Here is a 23,700-nt window from a genome sequence, read left to right on the forward strand (position 1 = left end):
CCGTCGGCCGGCGGGTCACTTCTTCAGGGGCTTGCGGGACGGGTTGTACAGCCCCTTCGGCAGGAAGGTGGACGTGGGCACCTTCTGGGTCAGGCAGAACTCCCTGAGCGACTGGCGCTCCCTGGCCTTCCCTTCCTTCGGGGGAGGGGTCTCCCGCGTCATGTAAGGGATGTAGACGAAGTTGCCCTTGGCCTGGACGTTGAGCACCGTCTGCCCGTAGTACCGGAATCCGCCCCCCGAGGGGGCCTGCTCGAAGTCGTGGTACTTGCCGTCCCTGACATCCGAGGCGAGAAGCTTGAAGTAGGTGTACTTCGTGATGTGCGCTCGGCTCAGCTTCGCGTCCGCGGCCAGCTCGTCCACCGTCATCCCGGCGTCGACCTCGGTCCATTCGGAGGGCTTGAAGTCGGCGACCTTCACGTTCTTCGTGAGAGCCAGGATCTCCTTCAGGGTTTCGACCCTCCGGGGGTTCTCCATGCCGGGCTCCTTCAGCGTCGCACCCAGCGAGATGAGGCTCTTGAACTCCTTCTTGCCGAGCGGGCTGAAGAACTGGCCGTCGGTGTCGATGTCGTCGCCGTTCTCCGACGGCTCCGCCCGGATCGAGGTGTTGGGGCCGACGAACTGATTGCCCGCCTGCCACTCGAAGAAGGAGTACCGGATGTCCTGGAAGGAGATCCCGTGCACGGACTCGGTGTTCGGAACGTTCTTGTCGGCGAGCCGCGTTCTCAGCCTCGACCGGTAGTCGTCGGTGTTCTCGCTCTCCGGTCGTACCTCCACCTTGAGGTTGACCAGCATCTCCTTGGTGATCTTCTTGGGGATCGCGCTGGTGAGGACGTCGAGCTTCTCCTCCTTGCTCAGACGGGCGAGGGCGGTCGTCAGCGTGGAGTGGGCCACGATGTGGTGCGCGGTCGTCGTCCACCCCTCGTGGTCGGTGGGCTTGGCGTACGGGTTGTCCTCGCGCCGCTGCACGGCGGGCGATGCCGGGGCCGGTGCGGCCGCCGACCGCTGGGCAGCCACCGGGCCCTGCGGTACGGGCCCCGAGAGCGCCCGTCTCGCGTTGGCCTCCGCCTCACGTTCGAAGCGGTCCGACGGGTCGGACACCTTCAGGCCGGAGCCGTTGTCCGTGCCGGCGACCGGACCCTGGCGCTGCTGTATGACATGGGTCAGCTCATGGGCGAGGGTGTGCTTGTCGCCGCCTCCGTCACCGATGACGACATGGCTGCCGGAGGTGTAGGCGCGGGCCCCGACCTCCGCCGCCGAGGCCCTGGCGGCGCTGTCGTCGTGGATACGCACGTCGGAGAAGTCGGCGCCGAGCCGTGCCTCCATGTCACCGCGCGTCGCCTCGTCGAGCGGCCGGCCGCCGGAGCGCAGCACGCCATGGACGGCGGAGCGCTGCACGTCGTGGACGGCGGAGCGCTGCACCTGCGGCTGTCCGGTCGGCTGATGGCCGCACCCGGCGCCGTGCTCGTGCCGCTCCCGTACCGCGCTCCGTACGCCGGGGTGCCCGGCCGCGTGGAGCATCTGCACCACGGCGGCGTTGCCCACACTGCCCTGCAGGGCGAGAAGAGAGGGCTGCGGTGCCCCGGCGTCGCCGACCGGACCGGTCGTCGGCACACGGCCCGGAGCGAGGCTCTCCTTCTCGGACGCCGGCTGCTGGACCTTGCCTTGAGCACGCATGGATCTTCTTCCGCAGAGGACGAAACTCCTTCCTGGATACCGGATGCGCGCGCACGAGGACATGGCCGGGAGGGCAGCGTTCGACGTCCGGGAAGGCACGGCACGCGGGCCCGCCGGACACGGGCTGTACGGCTGTGCTCCACCTCCGGTCCAGGTCGCCGCGGTTCACGGGTCCGGGGCAGGGCGTCGCCCGCCGCTCTCCGACCGCCCGCCGCGCTCCGACCGCCTGCCGCACCGAACACAGCGAGCGGTCGGCGACGGTCCCCAGGGCCGGGACGGAAGAGTGTCCGAGGCGGGTCGTACGGTGGCTCCATGAACATCTGCGTCTTCCTCTCCGCCGCCGACCTCGACGACCGCTACACCGTGCCCGCCAGGGAGTTCGCCGAGCTGCTCGGCAGGGGCGGGCACACCCTGGTCTGGGGCGGTTCGGAGAGCGGCCTGATGAAGGTCGTCGCGGACGGCGTGCAGGCGGCCGGCGGGCGGCTCGTGGGGGTGTCGGTCGACTTCCTCGCCGCCAAGGCCCGGACGAACGCGGACGAGATGGTGATCGCCCGCGACCTCGCCGAGCGCAAGGCCCTCCTGCTGGCGAAGTCCGACGCCGTCGTGATCATGGTCGGCGGGACCGGGACGCTGGACGAGGCCACCGAGATCCTGGAGCTGAAGAAGCACGGCAAGCACACCAAGCCGGTCGTCCTGCTCAACACGGCGGGCTTCTACGACGGGCTGCGCGAGCAGTTCCAGCGGATGGAGGACGAGGGGTTCCTCCCGGTGCCCCTGACCGACCTGGTCTTCTTCGCCAAGGACGCCGTCGGCGCACTGGCCTACCTGGAGGAGTCCGCCGGCCTGCAGTAGGCGGCACCCGCTCTAGGATCGCCCCATGCCTACCCACCTCATCACCGGCGCCGGCTCCGGCATCGGGGCCGCCGTCGCCCGCCGCCTCCTGGAGCGCGGCGACGACCTCGTCCTGCTCGCCCGCGACGCCGGCCGCGCCAAGGAGTTCGCCGACCGCTACCCGGGCGCGCGGACGCTCGTGGGCGACCTCGGCAACCCCGACCGGCTCTCCTGGGCGTTCGGCCAGCAGGCCATGCCCGAGCGGATCGACACCCTGCTGCACATCGCGGGCGTCGTCGAGCTGGGCACGGTCGGCGAGCTCACCCCCAAGGCCTGGCACTTCCAGCTCAACGCCAACCTCGTCGCCCCCGCCGAGATCACCCGCCTCCTCATCCCGCAGCTGCGCGCCGCCCAGGGCCACGTCCTGTTCGTGAACTCCGGCGCCGGGCTCGCCGCCCACGCCGGGTGGAGCGCGTACGCCGCGAGCAAGCACGGCCTCAAGGCGCTCGCCGACTCCCTGCGCCACGAGGAGCACGGCAACGGGGTGCGGGTCACCACCGTCTACCCCGGGCGCACCGCCGGCCCCATGCAGGCCAAGGTGCACCAGCAGGAGGGCAAGGAGTACGACGCCGCCCGCTGGATCGACCCCGAGTCGGTGGCCACCACCATCCTGATGGCGCTCGACCTGCCGCGCGACGCCGAGGTCAACGACCTCACCGTCCGCCCCGGCCGCTGACCCGGGCGCCCCGCGTACGCCGTGTGAGCGCGGCGGACCGTAGGCTTCCCGGGTGAGCGAGAAGAGCAAGTTGAGCGGGTGCCCGGCGACCGGGATCGGGTCGATGCCCGGGGGAGACGCGAGGGAGGCGGCGAAGACCGTCACCGGCTCCTTCGCCGACGGCCAGGGCATGCCCCACCTGGCGGAACTGCCGGCACGCGGGCCCGGCGCGGACATGATCGGCCGGACCCTCGGCATGCTCGTCGAGATGTACGGGCACGTCGAGCCGAGCGGCTGGCGGATCAGCGACCGGCCCGGCCGCGACACCCGCCGCGCCCGCTCCTGGCTGGGCGAGGACCTGGACGCCCTGGAGGAGTTCACCCAGGGGTACGAGGGGCTGCTCAAGGTCCAGGCGGTCGGCCCGTGGACGCTCGCCGCCGGCCTGGAGCTGCGCGGCGGCGAGGCCATGCTCGGCGACCCCGGGGCCTGCCGCGACCTGGCCGCCTCGCTGGCCGAGGGGCTGCGCTCCCACCTCGCCGAGGTGCGGCGGCGGATGCCCGGGGCCCAGGTCGTGCTGCAACTGGACGAGCCGTCCCTGACCGCCGTCCTGCTGGGCCGGGTCCGCTCCGCCAGCGGCTACCGCACCTACCGGGCCGTCGACCGCCAGGTCGTCGAGTCGGCCCTGCGCGACGTCCTCGCCGTCGCGGGCGAGGACGGGACGACGCTCGTCCACTCCTGTGCCCCCGAGGTGCCCTTCGCGCTGCTGCGCCGGGCCGGGGCGGACGGAATCTCGTTCGACTTCTCGTTGCTCACCGAGCGTGAGGAGGAGGCGATCGGGGAAGCCGTCGAAGGCGGCACCCAGCTCTTGCTCGGCGTGGTGCCCTCCACGGACCCGGCAGCGACGGCATTGTCAGACCCGGGCGGTAGCGTCATGGGGGTCAGGACGCTGTGGAGCAGGCTGGGGCTGAATCCGGGGACGCTCGCCCGGTCCGTCGCGATCACCCCGTCGTGCGGACTCGCGGGCGCGTCGCCCGCGTACGCCCGCACCGCGCTCGCCCACAGCGCCCGAGCGGCCAGGTCGCTCGCGGACAACCCTGAGTGACGGGGACGACGGGCAAACGGGAGGACGGGACGATGGCCGACGAACAGCGGGTGGAGCAGGAGAGCTCGATTCCGGCGGACGTGCGGGAGGAGCACGCGCTGCTGGCCGAGCAGGTCGAGGAGCACCGCTTCCGGTATTACGTGAAGGACCAGCCGGTCGTCAGCGACGCCGAGTTCGACCGGCTGATGCGGGCGCTGGAGGCACTGGAGGAGGAGCACCCGGCGCTGCGCACCCCGGACTCCCCGACCCAGAAGGTGGCGGGTCCCTACCGCACGGAGTTCACCTCCGTCGAGCACCGCGAGCGGATGCTCTCCCTGGACAACGCCTTCGACGACGAGGAGCTGGCCGCCTGGGCCGAGCGCGTCGCCAAGGACGTCGGCACGCCCGACCACCACTTCCTGTGCGAGCTCAAGGTGGACGGGCTCGCCGTCAACCTCACCTACGAGCACGGCCGGCTGACCCGGGCGGCGACCCGGGGCGACGGCCGCACCGGCGAGGACATCACCCCCAACGTCCGCACCATCGCGGAGATCCCGCACCGCCTCAAGGGCGAGGACATCCCCGCGCTGGTGGAGATCCGCGGCGAGGTCTTCTTCCCGATGGAGGCCTTCGAGGAGCTGAACGCCCGGCTGGTGGCCGCCGACGACAAGCCGTTCGCCAACCCGCGCAACGCGGCGGCCGGTTCGCTGCGCCAGAAGGACCCCAAGGTCACCGCGGGCCGCCCGCTCCACATGGTGGTGCACGGCATCGGCGCCCACGAGGGCCTGAGCATCGACCGCCTCTCCCAGGCGTACGAGCTCCTCAACTCCTGGGGCCTGCCCACGGCCCGGCACAACAAGGTCGTCGACTCCCTCGCGGACGTACGGAAGTTCATCGCGTACTTCGGCGAGCACCGGCACTCCGTGGAGCACGAGATCGACGGGGTCGTCGTCAAGCTCGACGAGATCCCGCTCCAGGGGCGCCTGGGCTCCACCTCGCGCGCCCCCCGCTGGGCCATCGCCTGGAAGTACGCCCCCGAAGAGGTCAACACCAAGCTGGTCAACATCCGCGTCGGCGTCGGCCGCACCGGCCGCGTCACGCCGTACGCCCAGGTCGAGCCGGTCGAGGTGGCCGGTTCCGAGGTCGAGTTCGCCACCCTGCACAACCAGAACGTGGTCAAGGCCAAGGGCGTCCTCATCGGCGACACCGTGGTCATCCGCAAGGCGGGCGACGTCATCCCGGAGATCCTCGGCCCCGTCGTCGACCTGCGCGACGGCACCGAGAAGGCCTTCGAGATGCCGACGCACTGCCCCGAGTGCGGCACGGAGCTGCGCCCGATGAAGGAGGCCGACATCGACCTCCGCTGCCCCAACGCCCGGACCTGTCCGGCCCAGTTGCGTGAGCGGGTCTTCTACCTCGCCGGCCGCAAGAGCCTGGACATCGACCACTTCGGCTATGTGGCCGCCGCCGCCCTGACCCGGCCCCTGGAGCCCGCCGAGCCGGTCCTGCGGGACGAGAGCGACCTGTTCGACCTCACCATCGAGCAGCTGCTGCCGATCCGGGCGTACGTCCTGGACCAGGACAGCGGGCTGCCCAAGCGGGACCCGAAGAGCGGCGAGGAGAAGATCGCGACCGTCTTCGCCAACCAGCAGGGCGAGCCGAAGAAGAACGCGGTGGCCATGCTGGAGGGCATCGCCGCCGCCAAGGAGGCGCCGCTGGCCCGGATCCTCACCGGGCTCTCCATCCGGCACGTCGGACCGGTCGCCGCCCAGGAGCTGGCCCGTCAGTTCCGCTCCATCGACCGGATCGAGGAGGCCACGGAGCAGGAGCTGGCCGACGCCGACGGGGTCGGTCCCACCATCGCCGCCTCCGTCAAGCAGTGGTTCGCCGAGGACTGGCACCGCGAGATCGTGCGCAAGTGGCGCGAGGCCGGGGTCAGGATGGCCGACGAGGGCTCCGACGAGGAGCAGGGCCCCCGCCCCCTCGAAGGGCTCACCGTCGTCGTCACCGGCACCCTCACCGGCTACACCCGGGACGGGGCCAAAGAGGCGCTCCAGGGCCTCGGGGCGAAGGTCACCGGGTCGGTGTCGAAGAAGACGGCGTTCGTGGTCGTCGGCGACAACCCCGGCTCCAAGTACGACAAGGCCATGCAGTTGAAGGTCCCCGTGCTGGACGAGGACGGCTTCGCCGTCCTCCTGGAGCAGGGCCCCGACGCCGCGCGGGAGGCGGCCCTGCCGGTGCCGGAGCCGGTGGCACCCGAGCCGGAGCCGGCGGCACCCGAGCCGGAAGCCGCCCCGGAGTAGCGCCCCTCGGCCCCGGCCGCCGCACCGGGACACCGCCGCGCCCGCCGCACCGGAAGACACCGCCGCGCCTGCCACACCGGGACACGACACGCCCGCCGCGTCCGCCACACCCGGGCATCCGCTGTTCGCCGGATCGAGACGACTTCGAGACGCGTCCCCGGCGTGGCGCGCCCCTGGTGGGGAAGAAATGGGGCAGAGGGGCGAAGAAGGGTCGGCCGGGCCCCGAACGGGCCACCGGCGTCACCCGTTCGGCGCATAGCAGATGGTGACGGGCAGTCGGTTCGCCTTCGGCAAGAGCTGTGGAGCGCTGCCCCTGGGAGCCCTTCGCGGCCTACTGTTGAGGGGTAGCGCCTGCCCGTGCACGGCCACCCGCCCGGGGCCGTGCGCACCGGAGAGCGGGGGCCACCGAGGGACTTCGGCACCGCCGGCTGTGAGAGGGACGGAATGAAACCGACCGAGAGTGCCGCCCCGGTGTCGCGGCTGCAAGGTTTCGTCGGCCTCACGTCCCCCGTGGGCGCCGCCGTCATAGGGATCGCGGCGTTACTGCTGGCGGCCGGTTTCTACCGGACGGTGCGCGACGGCCACGCCCTCTTCCCGGACGGTTCCGTGGGCTGGTCGCTCGCCGTGCTCACCGGGATCATCGTCGGCCACCTGGTCGCGCTCGGCCGCGACCGCTGGTGGGGCGGGACCGGCTCCGGGGCCGCGCTCACCCTCGCCGTGCTGCTGCTCTACGGCTGGCTGCCCGCGGGGCTGGTCAGCCTGGTCGTCGTGGTCCTCGTCGGGAGCGCCCGCAGACACCGCTGGTGGCAGGGGCTCCTGCACGGCGCGGTGGACATCCTCGGCATCGGGGCGGCGGCGCTCGTGCTCGCCGCGTTCGGCGAGGTGCCGACCGTGGAGCGGCCCTGGCTGCCGCTGGACTGGGGCATCGCCGCCGTGCCGGAGCTGCTCCTGACGGCGTCGACGTACCTGCTCGTCACCCGGGTCCTGCTGTGGTACGCGGGAGCCCCGCAGAACGGCGGGCTGCCGACCATCGCCCGCACCGCCCTGCTGCGCCAGGGGCTCGTCGCCGTCGCCCTGCTCGGCCTCGCCCCGCTGATCTGTGTCGTCGCGATGTCCATGCCCGTCGTGCTGCCGCTCTTCGCGGTCCCGCTGATCGCCCTGGACTCCACGCTCTGGATCGCCCGCGCCCGCGCCGAGGAGCAGCTGCGCGACCCGCTGACCGGCCTGCCCAACCGCCAGTGGCTGCTGGAGCGGACCTGGTCGGCGCTGGAGGACGCCGAGAGCGTCGGCACCAGGTCGGCCCTGGTCCTGATCGACCTGGACCGTTTCCGGGCGGTCAACGACACGCTCGGCCACCTCGCCGGGGACCGGCTGCTGCTCCAGATAGCGGAACGCCTGCGGCTCGCCCTGCCGCACGGCGCGGAGGCGGCCCGGCTCGGCGGCGACGAGTTCGCCGTACTGCTGCCGCAGGCCGACTCGACCACCAGCGCCCAGCGGGTCGCCCGCCACCTGGTCGCCGAGCTGTCCTCGCCGCTCGACCTGGACGGGCTGGTCCTCGTGCTGGAGGCCAGTGCCGGGGTCGCCGTCTACCCGGACCACGCGCTGGACGCCGAAGGACTGCTGCGCCGCGCGGACGTCGCGATGTACCAGGCCAAGCGCGACCGTACGGGCGTGGAGGTCTACGAGTCCAAGCGCGACAGCAACACCCCCGACCGGCTCGGGCTCCTGGGCGATCTGCGCCGCGCGCTGGACGCGGGCGACGTCGAGCTGCACTACCAGCCCAAGGTCCGCTTCGACGGGCAGGTCGCCGGTCTGGAGGCGCTGGTGCGCTGGGTGCACCCGGAGCGCGGCCGGGTCCCTCCGGACGAGTTCATCGCCATCGCGGAGTCCTCCGGACTGATGCCGCACCTCACGGAGTACGTGCTGGAGACGGCGCTGGCCCAGGTGGCCCGGTGGCGGGCGCAGGGCCTGTTCGTCCCCGTCGCGGTCAACGTCTCACCGCGCGACGTGCACACCCCCGGCTTCGCGGGCGGGGTCGCCGCCCGGCTCGCCCGGCACGGCGTCCCGGCCTCGGCGCTCCAGCTGGAGATCACCGAGCACGTTCTGCTGGAGGACCCGCAGCGGGCCGCCGACACCCTGGCCGGGCTGACCGCGCACGGCGTGAAGATGTCCCTGGACGACTTCGGTACGGGGTACTCCTCCCTCGTACATCTGCGCAGGCTGCCCGTGAGCGAGCTGAAGATCGACCGGTCCTTCGTGGCCCGCCTCGCCCTGGACCACGAGGACGGGGAGATCGTCCGCTGCACGATCGACCTGGCCCACTCGCTCGGCCTGGTCGTCGTCGCCGAGGGCGTCGAGGACGACGAGACCTGGGAGCGGCTGCGGGACCTGCGGTGCGACGCGGTGCAGGGCTGGCTGGTGGCGGCCGCGATGCCGCCCCAGGAGACGACGGCCTGGCTGCGGGCGCGCGGCGAGCACGGCTGGCGGCGGCCCGCGGACCTGAAGGCCCAGGCGGCGGCCGCCGCGGCGAACGGGAAGCCGGACACCGAGCAGCACCAGCACCAGCACCAGCACCAGCACCCGCACCCGACCCAGGGGCGTACGGTCTCGGGCCCGGCGACGACCTGAGGCACGGGCCCGGCCCCGTACGGAAACGGCTGGCGGCCCGTACGGAAACGGGTCACGGCCCCCTGCCGAAACGGGTCACGGCCAGGCACCGTGACCGCCCACCGCGTCCCGAAAAGGGTGGGCCCATCGGGGCGGGGCACCCGCCCCCGGCGGACCCCATAGGATTGGGGGTCGGTGGCACATTTCCACCTGCCGCCCGACGCCTGGCACGCACGCTCGCCGCGTTGCCGAATCGCCCACGTGGCCCCGCCACGAGGGCGCTCCGGCGCCTTGCGATCGCACGCACCGGACGCCGCGCGGCCCGTCCTTCGGACGGACGGTGGAAATGTGCCACCGACCCCCAGCCAAAACCACACACCAACCCCTGAGGATCGCTGCATGCCTGGCATCACGCGCGAGGAGGTCGCCCACCTCGCCCGGCTGGCGCGTCTGGAGCTGAAGGGCGAAGAGCTCGATCACTTCGCCGGTCAGCTCGACGACATCATCGGCGCGGTCGCCCGCGTCTCCGAGGTCGCCGACCAAGACGTACCGCCGACCTCCCACCCGCTGCCGCTGACCAACGTCATGCGCGCGGACGAGGTCCGTCCGTCGCTCACCCCCGCGCAGGCGCTCTCCGGCGCCCCGGCCCAGGAGCAGCAGCGTTTCAAGGTGCCGCAGATCCTGGGGGAGGACTAACCGCCATGACGGACAACAGCTCCATCATCAAGCTCACCGCGGCCGAGATCGCCGCGAGGATCGCCTCCGGCGAACTCACGGCCGTCGAGGTCACCGAGGCCCACCTGGCCCGGATCGACGCGGTCGACGAGAAGGTCCACGCCTTCCTGCACATCGACCGCGAGGGCGCGCTCGCCCAGGCCCGTGCCGTGGACGCGAAGCGGGAGGCGGGCGAGAAGCTCGGCCCGCTGGCCGGTGTCCCGCTCGCGCTGAAGGACATCTTCACCACCAAGGACATGCCGACCACCGTCGGTTCCAAGATCCTCGAGGGCTGGGTCCCGCCGTACGACGCCACGCTGACGCGGAAGCTGCGCGCCGCCGACGTCGTCATCCTCGGCAAGACCAACATGGACGAGTTCGCCATGGGGTCCTCCACCGAGAACAGCGCCTACGGCCCCACCGGCAACCCGTGGGACCTCACCCGCATCCCCGGCGGCTCCGGCGGCGGCTCCTCCGCCGCCCTCGCCTCCTACGAGGCCCCGCTCGCCATCGGCACGGACACCGGCGGCTCGATCCGCCAGCCCGCCGCCGTCACCGGCACGGTCGGCGTCAAGCCCACCTACGGCGGCGTCTCGCGCTACGGCATGGTCGCCTTCTCGTCCTCCCTGGACCAGGGCGGGCCCTGCGCCCGTACGGTCCTGGACGCGGCGCTGCTCCACGAGGCCATCGCCGGGCACGACCCGCTGGACTCGACCTCCATCGACGCCCCGGTCCCGCCGGTCGTCGAGGCCGCCCGCAACGGCTCCGTACAGGGCATGCGCGTCGGCGTCGTCAAGCAGTTCCGCGGCGAGGGCTACCAGGCCGGCGTCCTCCAGCGGTTCGACGAGTCGGTCGAGCTGCTGAAGTCGCTCGGCGCCACCGTCGTCGAGCTGGACTGCCCCTCCTTCGACCTGGCGCTCTCCGCGTACTACCTGATCGCGCCCTCCGAGTGCTCCTCCAACCTGGCCCGCTTCGACGCCATGCGCTACGGCCTGCGGGTCGGCGACGACGGCACGAAGTCGGCCGAGGAGGTCACCGCGCTGACCCGCGAGGCCGGCTTCGGCGACGAGGTCAAGCGCCGCATCATCCTGGGGACGTACGCGCTCAGCTCCGGCTACTACGACGCGTACTACGGCTCGGCCCAGAAGGTCCGCACCCTCATCACCCAGGACTTCGAGAAGGCCTTCGAGCAGGTCGACGTGATCGTCTCCCCGACGACGCCGACCACCGCCTTCCCGATCGGCGAGCGCGCCGACGACCCGATGGCGATGTACCTCGCGGACCTGTGCACCATCCCCACCAACCTGGCAGGCAACTCCGCCATGTCGCTCCCCTGCGGCCTGGCCCCGGAGGACGGTCTGCCGGTCGGATTGCAGATCATCGCCCCCGCCATGAAGGACGACCGGCTCTACAAGGTCGGAGCGGCCGTCGAGGCCGCTTTCGTGGAAAAGTGGGGGCACCCGCTGCTTGAGGAGGCTCCGTCGCTGTGACCGCCATGGCAAAGAAGGCCAGTAACTTCAAGAAGTCCAAGACCGGGCTGTACGTCTCGCTCGGCAGTACCGCGTTCGGCGCGATCAGCATCGCCAAGCAGGCGAAGCTCGCCCGCCAGGACAACGACGTGCTGCGCCTCATCGACGCGGCGGTCTCCGCGGCCGCCGTCGTCACCGGACTCGCGATCCTCTATCGCGAACTGAAGCGTCTGGGCGACGACGACGTCCTGCTGGGCTGAGAGGGAAAGTTTCACCGTGACTGTCACCGACCTGGTGTCGTACGAGGACGCGCTCGCGTCCTACGACCCCGTCATGGGCCTGGAGGTCCATGTCGAACTCGGCACGAAGACCAAGATGTTCTGCGGCTGCTCCACGGAGCTGAAGCAGGGCGCCAACTCCCAGACCTGTCCGGTCTGTCTCGGACTGCCCGGCGCGCTGCCGGTCGTCAACGAGATCGGCGTGGAGTCGGCCATCAAGATCGGTCTCGCGCTCAACTGCGAGATCGCCGAGTGGTGCCGCTTCGCCCGGAAGAACTACTTCTATCCGGACATGCCGAAGAACTTCCAGACCTCCCAGTACGACGAGCCGATCGCCTTCGACGGCTATCTGGACGTCCAGCTGGAGGACGGCGAGATCTTCCGCGTGGAGATCGAGCGCGCCCACATGGAGGAGGACACCGGCAAGTCGACGCACGTCGGCGGCGCCACCGGCCGTATCCACGGCGCGTCCCACTCCCTGCTCGACTACAACCGGGCCGGCATCCCGCTCATCGAGATCGTCACCAAGCCGATCGAGGGAGCCGGCGCCCGCGCCCCCGAGGTCGCCAAGGCGTACGTGGCCGAGCTCCGCGAGCTGATCAAGGCCCTCGGGGTCTCCGAAGCGCGCATGGAGATGGGCCAGATGCGCTGCGACGTCAACCTGTCGCTGCGCCCCAACGGCGCCGAGAAGTTCGGTACGCGCTCCGAGACGAAGAACGTGAACTCGCTGCGCTCCGTCGAGCGGGCCGCGCGCTACGAGGTGCAGCGACACGCCGCCGTACTGTCCTCGGGCGGCACGATCGTGCAGGAGACCCGGCACTTCCACGAGGAGGACGGCTCCACCACGGCCGGCCGCATCAAGGACAACGCCGAGGACTACCGCTACTTCCCCGAGCCGGACCTGGTGCCCGTGGCACCCGCCCGCGACTGGGTCGAGGAGCTCCGCAAGGGCCTCCCCGAGCTGCCCCGGCTGCGGCGCGCCCGGCTCAAGGAGGAGTGGGGCGTGGGCGAGCACGACATGCAGTCCATCCTCAACGCGGGCGCGGTCGACCTGATCGTCGCCACGACCGAGGAGGGCGCCCCCTCGGACCAGGCCCGCAAGTGGTGGATGGGCGAGCTGGCCCGTAACGCCAACGAGACCGGCCGCGCCCTGGACGAGCTGCCGATCACCCCGGCGCAGGTCGCCCGGGTGGCCGCGCTCGTCGCCGCGGGCGACCTCAACGACAAGCTGGCCCGCCAGGTCATCGAGGGCGTCCTCGCGGGCGAGGGCGACCCGGACACCGTCGTCGAGAAGCGCGGCCTGAAGGTCGTCTCGGACGAGGGCGCGCTGTCCACGGCCGTGGACGAGGCCATCGCGGGCAACGCGGCCATCGCGGACAAGATCCGCGGCGGCAAGGTCGCGGCGGCGGGCGCGCTCGTCGGCGCGGTCATGAAGGCCACCCGGGGCCAGGCGGACGCGGCGCGCGTGCGCGAGCTGATCCTGGAGAAGCTCGGCGTCGAGGGCTGACCCACCGATCGTCACCCTGAGGGGGCGGTGCACCCGTAGCGGTACGGGCGCGCCGCCCCCTCACCGGTCCGGAGAACCCCCTGAACACCGTCACCGCCGAGGTTGTCTCCTTCGCCCTCCTCCTGGGCGTCCTCGCCTTCGCCGTCCTGCGCCCCCGGGGCCTGCCGGAGGCGACCGTCGCCGTGCCCGCCGCCGTCCTCGTGGTGGCCGTGGGGGCGGTGTCCTGGCCCGAGGCCCGGGACCAGGTCGGCGAGCTGCTCCCGGTCGTCGGGTTCCTCGCCGCGATCCTGGTACTGGCCCGGCTCTGCGCCGACGAAGGGCTCTTCCGTGCCGCCGGGGACCTGGTGGCCCGCGCCTGCCGGGGCCGGACCCGCCCCCTGCTCGGCGGGGTCTTCGCCGTCGCCGCCCTCGTCACCGCCGTCCTCAGCCTGGACGCCACCGTCGTCCTGCTCACCCCGGTCGTCCTCGCCACGGCGGCCCGGGTCGGCGCGCGGCCACGCCCGTACGTCTACGCCTGCGCGCACCTCGCCAACTCCGCCTCCCTCCTGCTCCCCGTCTCCAACCTCACCAACCTCCTGGCGTTCACCGCGAGCGGCCTCTCCTTCACCCGGTTCGCCGCGCTGATGGCGCTGCCGTGGCTGGCCGCGATCGCCGTCGAGTACGCGGTGTTCCGCCGCGCCTTCCGGGCCGACCTGGCGGCCGGGGCGCACGCGCCGGACCCGGAGGCAGGGCGCACGCCCCTGCCCGTCTTCACGCTCGTCGTGCTGGGGCTGACCCTGGCCGGGTTCGTCGTCACCTCGTTCGCGGGCGCGGAACCGCTGTGGGCTGCGCTGGCGGGGGCGGCGGTGCTGGCCGTACGGGCGCTGGCCAGGCGGGAGACCACACCGGCCGCCGTCGTCCGCTCGGCCAACCCGCTCTTCTGCCTCTTCGTCCTCGCGCTCGGCGTCGTCGTCAAGGCCGTCGTCGACAACGGCCTCGGCTCCGGGATCGCCGCCCTGCTGCCCGAGGGCGACACGCTCCCCGCGCTCCTGGGCGTCGCCGTGGTCGCGGCGCTGCTGGCCAACCTGATCAACAACCTGCCCGCGATCCTCGCCCTGCTCCCGATCGTCGCGGCGGCCGGCCCCGGACCGCTGCTCGCTGCCCTGATCGGGGTGAACATCGGCCCCAACCTCACCTACGTCGGCTCCCTCGCCACGCTCCTGTGGCGCCGCATCCTGCACGCCCACGGGGACGCCCCCGAGCTGGGCCTGTTCACCCGGCTGGGACTCGCGACCGTACCGGCGACGCTCGTCGCGTCGACGCTCGCGCTGTGGGGATCGCTGCACCTCATCGGGGCCTGAGAGGCGTGCCACCGGTTGGGAGAGGGCACCTCACCGGGGTGTGGGCGGGGGCCGTGCGTCCCGGCCGGACCTCCGGGTCCGGCCGGCCGGACGTTCACCACCGGGCCGGACGCAGTCCTTCCCGGGGCCACCTGGCCCAACTAGCTTCCCGGCTGTAACCACCGAGAAAGGGAGGCTCTTTTGACCACGGACATGTCACGGCGGCGGCTCTTCGCCCTCGGCGGGGGCGCGCTCGGCGCCGCTGCGGCCGGATCGTTCCTGCCGCCGTCGCTCCAGGCAGCCATCGCCGCGCAGCCCGCCCACGCGGGGTCCGGTGGGCTGGGGGCCATCAAGCACGTGGTGATCCTCATGCAGGAGAACCGCTCCTTCGACCACTACTTCGGCACCCTGCGCGGCGTACGCGGCTTCGGCGACCGCAACGCCATCGAGCTGCCCACCGGCGGGAGCGTCTTCGAGCAGCCCGGCGCCTCCGGCACCACCGTGCTGCCCTTCCCGGTGCGCGGAGCGGCCGAGGAGCAGAAGAAGGACCTCCAGTACATCGGCGCCCTCGACCACTCCTGGAACGGCGGCGCGCAGGCCTGGGGCGGCGGCTGGATGAACGGCTGGATCGGCGCGAAGACCGCGGCCACCATGGCGTACTACGACCGCCGTGACATCCCGCTCCACTACGAGCTGGCCGACACCTTCACCGTCTGCGACGCCTACCACTCCTCGATCCACACCTCCACCAGCCCCAACCGCAACCACCTGTGGAGCGGGAGGACCGGCTTCGAGCCGAACGGGAAGCGGGCCGTCGGCAACGACGCGTACAGCGAGGGCAGCCACCCCGGCTACGACTGGTCCACCTACGCCGAGCGGCTGGAGGAGGCCGGGCACAGCTGGCGGACGTACACGGAGTGGGAGAACTTCACCGACAACCAGATCGAGTTCTACGCCACCTTCAAGGCCATCGCCCGCAAGGCGCTCGCCCGGACCGGCGGCCTTACGTACATGGAGGCGTTCCACGCCAAGGTCCGCGGCGCGTCCGCGACCGAGCGCACCCGCCTCCTCGGGCTGCTGGAGGAGGGCGTGGCCACGCTCACGAAGCGCGAGCGCAGCCTGTTCGAGCGGGGGCTGCGCCGGGTACCCACGGGCACGCTGGCGGACGAGTTCGCCAAGGACGTGGCGGCCGGGACGCTGCCGGAGGTCTCCTACCTGGTGCCCTCGGCGATCGACTCCGAGCACCCGAGCGTCTCCTCGCCGGTGCACAGCGCCACCGTCGTCTACAAGATCCTGGACGCCCTGGGCAACCATCCGGACGTGTGGCGCCACACCGCCGTCCTGATCAACTACGACGAGAACGATGGCTTCTTCGACCACGTACCGCCGCCCGTCGCGCCCCCCGAGGTGACCGACGAGCAGTGGGAGGGCCGCCCGACCGGCCTCGGCATCCGGGTGCCGCTGCTCGTCGTCTCGCCGTGGACCGTCGGCGGGTACGTCTGCTCCGAGGTCTTCGACCACACCTCCGTCATCCGCTTCCTGGAGCGCTGGAGCGGCGTCAAGGAGCCCAACATCAGCGACTGGCGGCGCCGCGTCACCGGCGACCTCACCTCCGCCTTCGACTTCACCCGCCCCCGGCGCAAGCCCGCCCTCCAACGGCCCGGGGCGATCCCGCCGCTCAGCGGCCGCTGGCAGCCCAGGCCCCCCTCGATCCAGCACCTCCCCGAGCAGGAGCCCGGCGTACGCCCGGCGCGCCCGCTGCCGTACCAGCTGGACGCCCAGGTCAGGACGGTGGGCGGCGGGCTGCGGGTGGAGCTCGGCAACAGCGGCCGGTCCTCGGCGCACTTCACGCTCTATCCGTACGCCGGTGAGTTCGCGGCCCCGCAGCACAAGGACGTCCGGGGCTCGGCGCACTGGACCGTGCCGCTGACGGGTGGGGCGTACCGCTTCACGGTCACCGGGCCGAACGGCTTCCGGCGCGAGTTCGCCGGACCGGCCCAGGGCGGCGCCGAGGTCACCACCCGCCTCGACACCCGCGACCGCGACCTCCACCTCACCCTGCGCAACACCGGCCGCCGGAACCTGACCTTCCTCGTCCGGCCGCTCGGCTACGTCGACGAGGACGACCTGCGGGACTGGACCCGCCGCGTCACCGTCAAGCCGGGCCGCAGCCGTACGGTCGTGCACTCGGCGGCCGACGCCCACGGCTGGTACGACCTCGCCGTCACGGCCGACGGGGAGGACGGCTTCCGGCGGCGGCTCATGGGGCACATCGAGAACGGCCGGGCGAGCGTCTCCGGCTGAGGCGCCCGCAGCCACGGCCCCTGTCCCTGTCCCATGTAGGGGTCAGATCAAGCCATGTGACCATGGCCACGAACCGGACAAAGGATCTTTTTCTGCTGACAGAGTGACGGTCTCAGGTCAGGTGACGTTTGCGGGCAGATCGATCCATCTGCGGGTAAAGGTCCACGAACCCGCAGGGAGCCCGTCCGTTGGCAGCCATCGCCCGCTGGTGCATCAGGCACCGCCTGCTCACCGTCCTCTTCTGGCTCGCCGCCCTCGGCGGTACGGCCGCCGCGGCCGGGTTCGCGGGTTCCGCGTACTCCAACGACTACGAGGTGCCCGGTACGGAGTCCGGCCGGGCCACCGAGCTCCTCTCGCGCGGCTTCACCCACCTCGGCGGCGACACCGACACCGTCGTCTGGCACACCACCGGCTCCACGGTCCGGGCCGCCGACGTCGAACAGACGATGACCCGCACCCTGCACGCGATCGACGCCCTGCCCGGCGTCGGCGGCGTCACCGGCCCCTACGGCGCGGCCGGCACCGGCCAGATCAGCGAGGACGGCCGCACCGCCTACGCCACGGTCACCTTCGACCGCCCCGCCGACGAGATCCCCGCCTCCCAGGCCCAGGCCCTCGTCGACACCGCGAAGGCCGCCGAGGCGGACGGGCTCCAGGTCGAACTGGGCGGCACCGCCGTCGCCCTCACCGAGGCGCCCTCCGCCCACATCGCCGAGGCGGTCGGCGTGGTCGTCGCGGCCGTGGTCCTCTTCCTCGCCTTCGGCTCGCTCGCCGCCAGCCTGCTGCCCATCGCCACCGCCCTGGTCTCCGTCGGCACCGCCTACGCGGGCATCGTGCTGCTCGGCCATGTGATGACCGTGGCCGACTTCGCCCCGATGCTCGGCATGCTCATCGGGCTCGGCGTCGGCATCGACTACGCCCTGTTCATCGTCACCCGGCACCGCAGAGGACTGCGGCGCGGGATGTCCGTCGACGAAGCGGCCCAGAACGCGGTCACGACCACCGGCCGCGCGGTCGTCTTCGCCGGGGCCACCGTCTGCATCGCGCTGCTCGGCATGCTGATCCTGCGGCTCAGCTTCCTCAACGGCGTCGCCATCGCCGCCTCGCTCACCGTCGTCCTGACCGTGGCCGCCTCCGTCACCCTGCTGCCCGCCCTGCTCTCGAGGATCGGGACGCGGGCGCTCAGCCGCCGCGAGCGCCGGCAGCTCGCCGAGCGCGGCCCGCGGCCCGAACTGCCCACCGGCTTCGCCGCCCGCTGGTCCGCCTTCGTCGAGCACCACCCCAAGCTGCTCGGCGGGATCGCGGCCGTGGTCATGGCCGTCCTGGCCCTGCCCGCCCTCGGCCTCCACCTCGGCACCTCCGACCAGGGCAACAATCCGGCCACCGCCACCACCCGGCAGGCCTACGACCTGCTCGCCGACGGCTTCGGCCCCGGCGTCAACGGCCCCCTCACCATCGCCGCCCAGCTCGACGGCGCGGACGACCGGCTCGCCCTGGACTCGCTGCCCGAGAAGCTGCGTACCACCGAAGGCGTCTCCTCGGTCAGCCCGCTCACGTACAACAGCGGGGGCGACACCGCCTTCCTCACCGTCATCCCCGACTCGGCGCCCCAGTCGCAGGAGACCAGCGAGCTGGTCGACCGCATCCGCGAGGACGTGCTGCCGCCGGTCCAGGACACGACCTCGCTGGAGACGTACGTCGGCGGGGTGACGGCGAGCTACGACGACTTCGCCGAGATCATCGTCGGCAAGCTGCCCCTCTTCGTCGGGGTCGTGATCGGCCTCGGCTGCCTGCTCCTCCTGCTCGCCTTCCGCTCCATCGGCATCCCCGTCAAGGCCGCCGTGATGAACGTGGCCGCCGTGGCCTCCTCCTTCGGCGTCGTCGTCGCCGTCTTCCAGTGGGGCTGGGGGAGCGAGCTGCTCGGCCTCGGCAGCGCCGGGCCCATCGAGCCCTTCCTCCCCGTGATCATGGTCTCGGTCCTCTTCGGCCTCTCCATGGACTACCAGGTCTTCCTGGTCGGCCGGATGTACGAGGAGTGGCTGGAGACCGGCGACAACCGGCGCTCGGTCCGGGTCGGCCTCGCCGAGACCGGCCGGGTGATCAACTCCGCCGCCGTGATCATGATCTCCGTCTTCCTCGCCTTCGTGCTCAGCGGCGACCGGGTGATCGCCATGTTCGGCATCGCGCTCGCCACCGCCGTCGCCCTGGACGCCTTCGTCCTGCGCACCCTGCTGGTGCCGGCCCTGATGCACATGCTCGGCGGCGCCAACTGGTGGCTGCCCGGCTGGCTGGACCGCCGGCTGCCCCGGATCAGCATCGAGCCGCCCGACTGCACGGTGGATCATGCGAGGATCCCGGGGGCGCGCGTCACCAAGGAGGGTGTCGCGTCGGCAAAGGAGGAGCACGATGTTCGCCATATCCCTGGGTGACGACCGGGCGGAGCTGCGACCGCTGGAGGTCTGGCAGGCCGAGGAGTTCCTCACCCACATGGACCGGGCCCGGGAGCTGGTCGACCCGTGGATCCCGTTCGCCTCCGCCGCCACCGACCTGGACTCGGCGCGCGCCCTGCTCCAGCGGTACGCGGACAAGCAGGCGGCCGACACCGGACGGCTCTACGGCATCTGGCTGGAGGGGACCCTCGTCGGCGGTGTCCTGTTCCGGATCTTCGACGCGCAGTCGGGCAACTGCGAGCTCGGCGTCTGGCTGGAACCCGCCGCCCAGGGCCGCGGCCTGATCACCCGTGCCGCCGAGCGCCTGATCGACTGGGCGGTGTACGAGCGGGGCATGCACCGCGTGGAGTGGGACGCCTCCGCCGCCAACACCCGTTCGATCGCGGTGGCCGAGCGGCTCGGCATGACCCGCGACGGGGTGCTGCGCCAGAACTACCTCTACCGGGGCGTACGCCACGACTCCGAGATCTGGTCCGTGCTGGCCCCGGAGTGGCGGGCCCGCACCGGGCGCTGAGCCCCCGGCGCGCGGGGCGCTAAGGCATCCGGCGCCCGCGCCTAAGGCCCCCCGCCCGGCGAAGATGCGGCACTCGCCCGATGTGGCCGCACCCCCTGGCCCACGACAGTGGAGGCACGGCGGAATCAGAGCCCCGGCCGCCCGGCCGACCGGCTTCCCGCCGCTGTCGTGACCGGCACCAGGGAGAGCACCCCATGTACGAGTACGAGCTGTACCGCATCACCTCCGACGAGCTGATCCGCAGGGCCGACGCCGCGCGCGAGGTCCGCGCGGCCCGCCTCGCCCGCCGGGCCGCCCGCCGTACCGGGCGCGGAGACCCCGGAGAGCGGGTGAGCCAGGACCTCCACTTCGTCCACGCCGCCTGACGGTGGCCCCGCCCCCGGGACCCGCCCAGGCGCCCCCCGGCCTCGCGGCACCCACCGCACCGCACTCCGGTCCCGCCCCGGCGGGGCCGGAGCAGCTCGGGACCATGATCACCAGAGGGGAGGACGCTGCCGCCCTCGTCGTCCCGTATGCGATGCTCCACACCGTGGAGACCAGGCCAGTCAGCCCCCAGTTCGTCGGACGCGCCGCGGAACTCGCCAGACTCACCAAAGCCCTCGCCCGCGCCGGAGCGGGCGAACCGCAGGCGCTGCTGATCGGCGGCGAGGCGGGCGTCGGAAAGACCCGGCTGGTCGAGGAGTTCCTCGGCCGGGCGGTCCGCCGCGATGCGGCGGTGGCCGTCGGCGGCTGTGTGGAGATCGGTGCCGAAGGGCTGCCGTACGCCCCCTTCCCCGCCGCCCTGCGGGCCCTGCTGCGCACCCTGCCCGAGGAGATGGCCGCCGCCGGCGCCGGCCACGAGGGCGAGCTGGCCCGGCTCCTGCCCGAGCTGGGCGAGGCCCACCGCGACGCCAACGACGAGCACAGCACCGCCCGCCTCTTCGAGCTCACCGTCCGGCTCCTGGAGCGGGTCTCCGCCGACCGCACGGTCGTCCTCGTCCTGGAGGACCTGCACTGGGCGGACGCCTCCACCCGGCACCTGCTCGCCTACCTCTTCCGCACCCTGCGCAGCGGCCGCCTCATGGTCGTCGGGACCTACCGCGCCGACGACATCCACCGCCGCCACCCCCTGCGCCCGCTCCTGGCGGAGCTGGACCGGCTGCGCACGGTGACCCGGATCGAACTCGGCCGGTTCAGCCACGCCGAGGTCGGCCGCCAGCTCACCTCCATCCTCGCCGGGGAGCCCGGGGCCGGTGTGGTCGACGAGATCTTCGACCGCTCCGACGGCAACGCCTTCTTCGTCGAGGAGCTGGCCCGCTCCATGGAGTGCTGCGGCGACAGCTCCTACCTCTCCGAGTCCCTGCGCGACCTCCTGCTCGTACGGGTCGAGGCGCTCCCGGACCACGCCCAGCGGCTCGCCCGGATCGTCGCCGAGGGCGGCTCCTTCGTCGAGCACGAACTGCTGGCAGCCGTCGCCGGGCTCGGCGAGGACGACCTCGACGAGGCGCTGCGCGCCGCCGTCGGCGCCAACCTGCTGCAACCCGCCCCCGACAGCGACGGCTACCGCTTCCGCCACTCCCTGGTCCGCGAGGCCGTCAGCGACGACCTGCTCCCCGGCGAGCGCACCCGCGTCAACCGCCGGTACGCCGAAGCCCTGGAGGCCGACCCGTCCCTGGTCCGGGAGGACGAACGCACCACCCGCCTGGCCAGTTACTGGTACGCCGCCCACGACGCGGCCAAGGCGCTGCCCGTGGTGCTCCAGGCCGCCGTGGAGGCCCGGCGCCGCTACGCCTACGCCGAGCAACTGCGCCTCCTCGAACGGGCGATGGAGCTCTGGGAGGAGGCGCCCGAGGCGGTACGGAACACCCTGCGCCCCCTGGACTTCGCGGAGGTCTACCCGGCCTCGGGCGACGACCCGGCCACCACCCCGCTGCGCTTTCTCGACGTGCTGGCCGAGGCCACCGTCGCCGCCCGCTTCGGCGGTGACCGCCAACGCGCCCTGGCCATCTCCAAGAAGGCCCTGCGGACCCTGGAGACCGAGGGCGACCCGCTGCGGGCCGCCTGGTTCTGGGTACAGCGCTCACGGCTGATGCAGGGGCTCGACCGGGGCGACGGCTGGGAGGAGCTGGCCACCGCGCAGAAGCTGGTCCGCGGACTGCCGCCGTCCCCCGTGCACGCCGACGTCCTGACCCACGTGGCCAGTTGGCGGGCGCTGCACGAGCCGGGCCCGCAGGCACTGGCCGACAGCGACCGGGCGGTGGAGTACGCCCGGCTCGTCGGCGACGAGTACATCGAGCTGCACGCCCGCCTCACCCGGGGCTGGCTCGTCGCCGACGCGGGCGGCGTCGAGGACGGGCTCGCCGAGATGTACGCGGTCCGGGACCGCGCCGACGAACGCAAGCTCGTCCACCTGGTCGGCCGGGCCAGCATCAACCTGCCCTCCTCCCTCGAAGCGATGGGCCGCTCGCTGGAGGCGGTGGCCGCCGCCGACCACGGCATCGAGGTCTGCCACACCCACGGCCTGGCGGACTCCGGCGCCTGGGTGTACGCCAACCAGGCGCAGTCCTACTTCTCGCTCGGCCGCTGGGCGCGGAGCGAGGCCGCCGCGGCCAGTGCGGAGCGACTGGCCCTCACCCCCAGGACCAGGGCCATGGCCGCGGTGCACCGCGCGGAACTGGCCGTGGCCCGCGGGGAGCAGGCCGAGGCGGAGCGGCAACTCACCCTCGCCCGCAAGCACTTCGGGCTGCGCAACCCGCAGCACCAGCACCGGATCACCCCGGTCCGCCATGCCATGCTGCTGGCGGCGGGGCAGGGCCGGACCGCCGAGGCGCGGGAGGCGTTCGAGGCGGTGGCCCAGCTGGGCTTCCCGCCCGGCACCCAGCGGTACGCGCTGCCGCTGCTCCAGGCCGCCGCCGCGATCGAGGCCGACGCCCGCGGGCTGCCCGCCACCGAGCCGGGGCGCCCGGCGATGCTGGCCCTGATCCGCCGGTACGTCAAACAGCTGCCGCTGCTCGTCCCCGTCTGGGTCGCCCACGGACTGGCCATCGACGCCGAACTGGCCCGCGCCGAGGGCACCGACACCCCGGAGCACTGGGCGCGCGCCGCGACCGCCTTCGCCCCGCTCTCCCGCCCCTACGAGCTGGCCCAGACGCACCACCGCTGGGCCGAGGCGCTCCTGACCGCCCCCGGCGACCGGGCCGCCGCCATGTCCCTGCTGCGCGGCGCCCACACGTCGGCCCGCCGCCTCGGCGCCCGCCCCCTGGCCGAGGCGATCGAACAGCTGGCGGCACGCGCCCGCATCGCCCTGGAGGAGCCCGGCCCCGACGGGGAGGCAAGGGCGGCGGTCCCGGCCGCACCGGACGCCCGCGTGATCACGGCCGGGCCGCACCCGGACCCCACGATCGCCGCGGCCGAGTCCTTCGGGCTGACCCCGCGCGAACAGGACGTGCACCGGCTGGTCGCGGCCGGGCACACCAACCGCCGGATCGCCGAGGAGCTGTTCATCTCACCGAAGACCGCGAGCGTGCACGTCTCCAACATCCTGGCCAAACTCGGCGTCTCCACCCGGGGCGAGGCGGCCGCCCTCGCCCACCGCCTCCGCCTCTACCCGGCCCCGTGACCTCAGCGCTCGGGCGCCCCGTCGCGCCCGGCGCCCCGGGCACCGCGACCGCCCACCGGCCCGGTGACCAGGCGGGTGCGCGGGGCGAGTACGGCGTCCTGTTCCAGGGGCGCCGTACGCATCCGGGGCGGAGCGTGCCCCTCCTCGCGGCCCGGGGCCGCTTGTGCCCCGGATGCGCGGACCGTCACCTTGCCGGAGGTCAGGTCTATCGGACCGCGCCCCGGATCGCCGGCGGCGACGTCCACCCGGCTCAGCTCCAGCCTCTTCTGCTCGGCGGCGCCGTGCTTGCGCCCCGGGGCGAAGAGTTCCTCGAAGAAATTGAACACGGTCGTGCTC

At 72.8% G+C, this 23,700-nt stretch carries 17 protein-coding genes; 15 read left to right on the top strand and 2 right to left on the bottom strand.

What is annotated here, in order from left to right:
- Positions 1-15: 15 nt before the first annotated feature.
- Positions 16-1,674, bottom strand: a complete 1,659-nt coding sequence (locus tag AB0917_RS01145) for a DUF4157 domain-containing protein (protein WP_366817333.1) — start codon at positions 1,672-1,674, stop codon at positions 16-18.
- A 312-nt stretch (positions 1,675-1,986) separates the two neighbouring features.
- Between AB0917_RS01145 and AB0917_RS01150 the strand changes: the two genes are divergently transcribed.
- The 15 genes from AB0917_RS01150 to AB0917_RS01220 all read left to right on the top strand — a co-directional run bounded on the left by AB0917_RS01150 (position 1,987) and on the right by AB0917_RS01220 (position 23,364).
- Positions 1,987-2,526 carry a TIGR00730 family Rossman fold protein gene (locus tag AB0917_RS01150; RefSeq protein WP_366817334.1) on the top strand — a complete coding sequence of 180 codons (540 nt, stop codon included), beginning with the start codon at positions 1,987-1,989 and terminating at the stop codon, positions 2,524-2,526.
- Positions 2,527-2,551: 25 nt separating this feature from the next.
- The gene (locus tag AB0917_RS01155; protein ID WP_366817335.1) at positions 2,552-3,241 is read left to right on the top strand and encodes an SDR family oxidoreductase; all 690 of its coding nucleotides are present in this window, start codon (positions 2,552-2,554) and stop codon (positions 3,239-3,241) included.
- Between the two features lie 52 nt (positions 3,242-3,293).
- Positions 3,294-4,322, top strand: coding sequence for a methionine synthase (locus AB0917_RS01160; protein WP_366817336.1), 1,029 nt, complete (start codon positions 3,294-3,296; stop codon positions 4,320-4,322).
- A 32-nt stretch (positions 4,323-4,354) separates the two neighbouring features.
- Positions 4,355-6,604, top strand: a complete 2,250-nt coding sequence (gene ligA, locus AB0917_RS01165; RefSeq protein WP_366817337.1) for an NAD-dependent DNA ligase LigA — start codon at positions 4,355-4,357, stop codon at positions 6,602-6,604.
- A gap of 444 nt (positions 6,605-7,048) precedes the next feature.
- Positions 7,049-9,232 carry a bifunctional diguanylate cyclase/phosphodiesterase gene (locus AB0917_RS01170; RefSeq protein ID WP_366817338.1) on the top strand — a complete coding sequence of 728 codons (2,184 nt, stop codon included), beginning with the start codon at positions 7,049-7,051 and terminating at the stop codon, positions 9,230-9,232.
- A gap of 378 nt (positions 9,233-9,610) precedes the next feature.
- Entirely contained in the window at positions 9,611-9,907 is a 297-nt protein-coding gene (gene gatC, locus AB0917_RS01175; RefSeq protein WP_003966094.1) for an Asp-tRNA(Asn)/Glu-tRNA(Gln) amidotransferase subunit GatC, read from the top strand.
- Between the two features lie 5 nt (positions 9,908-9,912).
- Positions 9,913-11,415, top strand: a complete 1,503-nt coding sequence (gene gatA / locus AB0917_RS01180) for an Asp-tRNA(Asn)/Glu-tRNA(Gln) amidotransferase subunit GatA (protein ID WP_366817339.1) — start codon at positions 9,913-9,915, stop codon at positions 11,413-11,415.
- 5 nt (positions 11,416-11,420) lie between these two features.
- Positions 11,421-11,654 carry a hypothetical protein gene (locus tag AB0917_RS01185; RefSeq protein WP_366817402.1) on the top strand — a complete coding sequence of 78 codons (234 nt, stop codon included), beginning with the start codon at positions 11,421-11,423 and terminating at the stop codon, positions 11,652-11,654.
- A 16-nt stretch (positions 11,655-11,670) separates the two neighbouring features.
- Entirely contained in the window at positions 11,671-13,179 is a 1,509-nt protein-coding gene (gene gatB, locus AB0917_RS01190) for an Asp-tRNA(Asn)/Glu-tRNA(Gln) amidotransferase subunit GatB (RefSeq protein WP_366817340.1), read from the top strand.
- 80 nt (positions 13,180-13,259) lie between these two features.
- Positions 13,260-14,519 (top strand): SLC13 family permease, encoded by a 1,260-nt coding sequence (locus AB0917_RS01195; protein WP_366817403.1) that lies wholly within the window; start codon positions 13,260-13,262, stop codon positions 14,517-14,519.
- Positions 14,520-14,699: 180 nt separating this feature from the next.
- Positions 14,700-16,802: a phosphocholine-specific phospholipase C gene (locus AB0917_RS01200; RefSeq protein ID WP_366817341.1), complete on the top strand. Its 2,103-nt coding sequence runs from the start codon at positions 14,700-14,702 to the stop codon at positions 16,800-16,802.
- 188 nt (positions 16,803-16,990) lie between these two features.
- On the top strand, positions 16,991-19,231 hold the full coding sequence (locus AB0917_RS01205) for an MMPL family transporter (protein ID WP_366817342.1): 2,241 nt from the start codon (positions 16,991-16,993) through the stop codon (positions 19,229-19,231).
- On the top strand, positions 19,209-19,766 hold the full coding sequence (locus AB0917_RS01210) for a GNAT family protein (protein WP_366817343.1): 558 nt from the start codon (positions 19,209-19,211) through the stop codon (positions 19,764-19,766). Before AB0917_RS01205 ends, AB0917_RS01210 begins: the two co-directional genes overlap by 23 nt.
- A 194-nt stretch (positions 19,767-19,960) precedes the next feature.
- Entirely contained in the window at positions 19,961-20,131 is a 171-nt protein-coding gene (locus AB0917_RS01215) for a hypothetical protein (RefSeq protein WP_366817344.1), read from the top strand.
- A 104-nt stretch (positions 20,132-20,235) separates the two neighbouring features.
- Positions 20,236-23,364, top strand: coding sequence for an AAA family ATPase (locus tag AB0917_RS01220; protein WP_366817345.1), 3,129 nt, complete (start codon positions 20,236-20,238; stop codon positions 23,362-23,364).
- A gap of 2 nt (positions 23,365-23,366) precedes the next feature.
- Here AB0917_RS01220 and AB0917_RS01225 read toward each other — a convergent pair whose 3' ends face one another.
- Positions 23,367-23,690 carry a DUF6191 domain-containing protein gene (locus AB0917_RS01225; protein WP_366817346.1) on the bottom strand — a complete coding sequence of 108 codons (324 nt, stop codon included), beginning with the start codon at positions 23,688-23,690 and terminating at the stop codon, positions 23,367-23,369.
- Positions 23,691-23,700 lie beyond the last annotated feature (10 nt).

It is taken from the genome of Streptomyces sp. NPDC007346 (assembly GCF_040703535.1).
GTDB lineage: Bacteria > Actinomycetota > Actinomycetes > Streptomycetales > Streptomycetaceae > Streptomyces.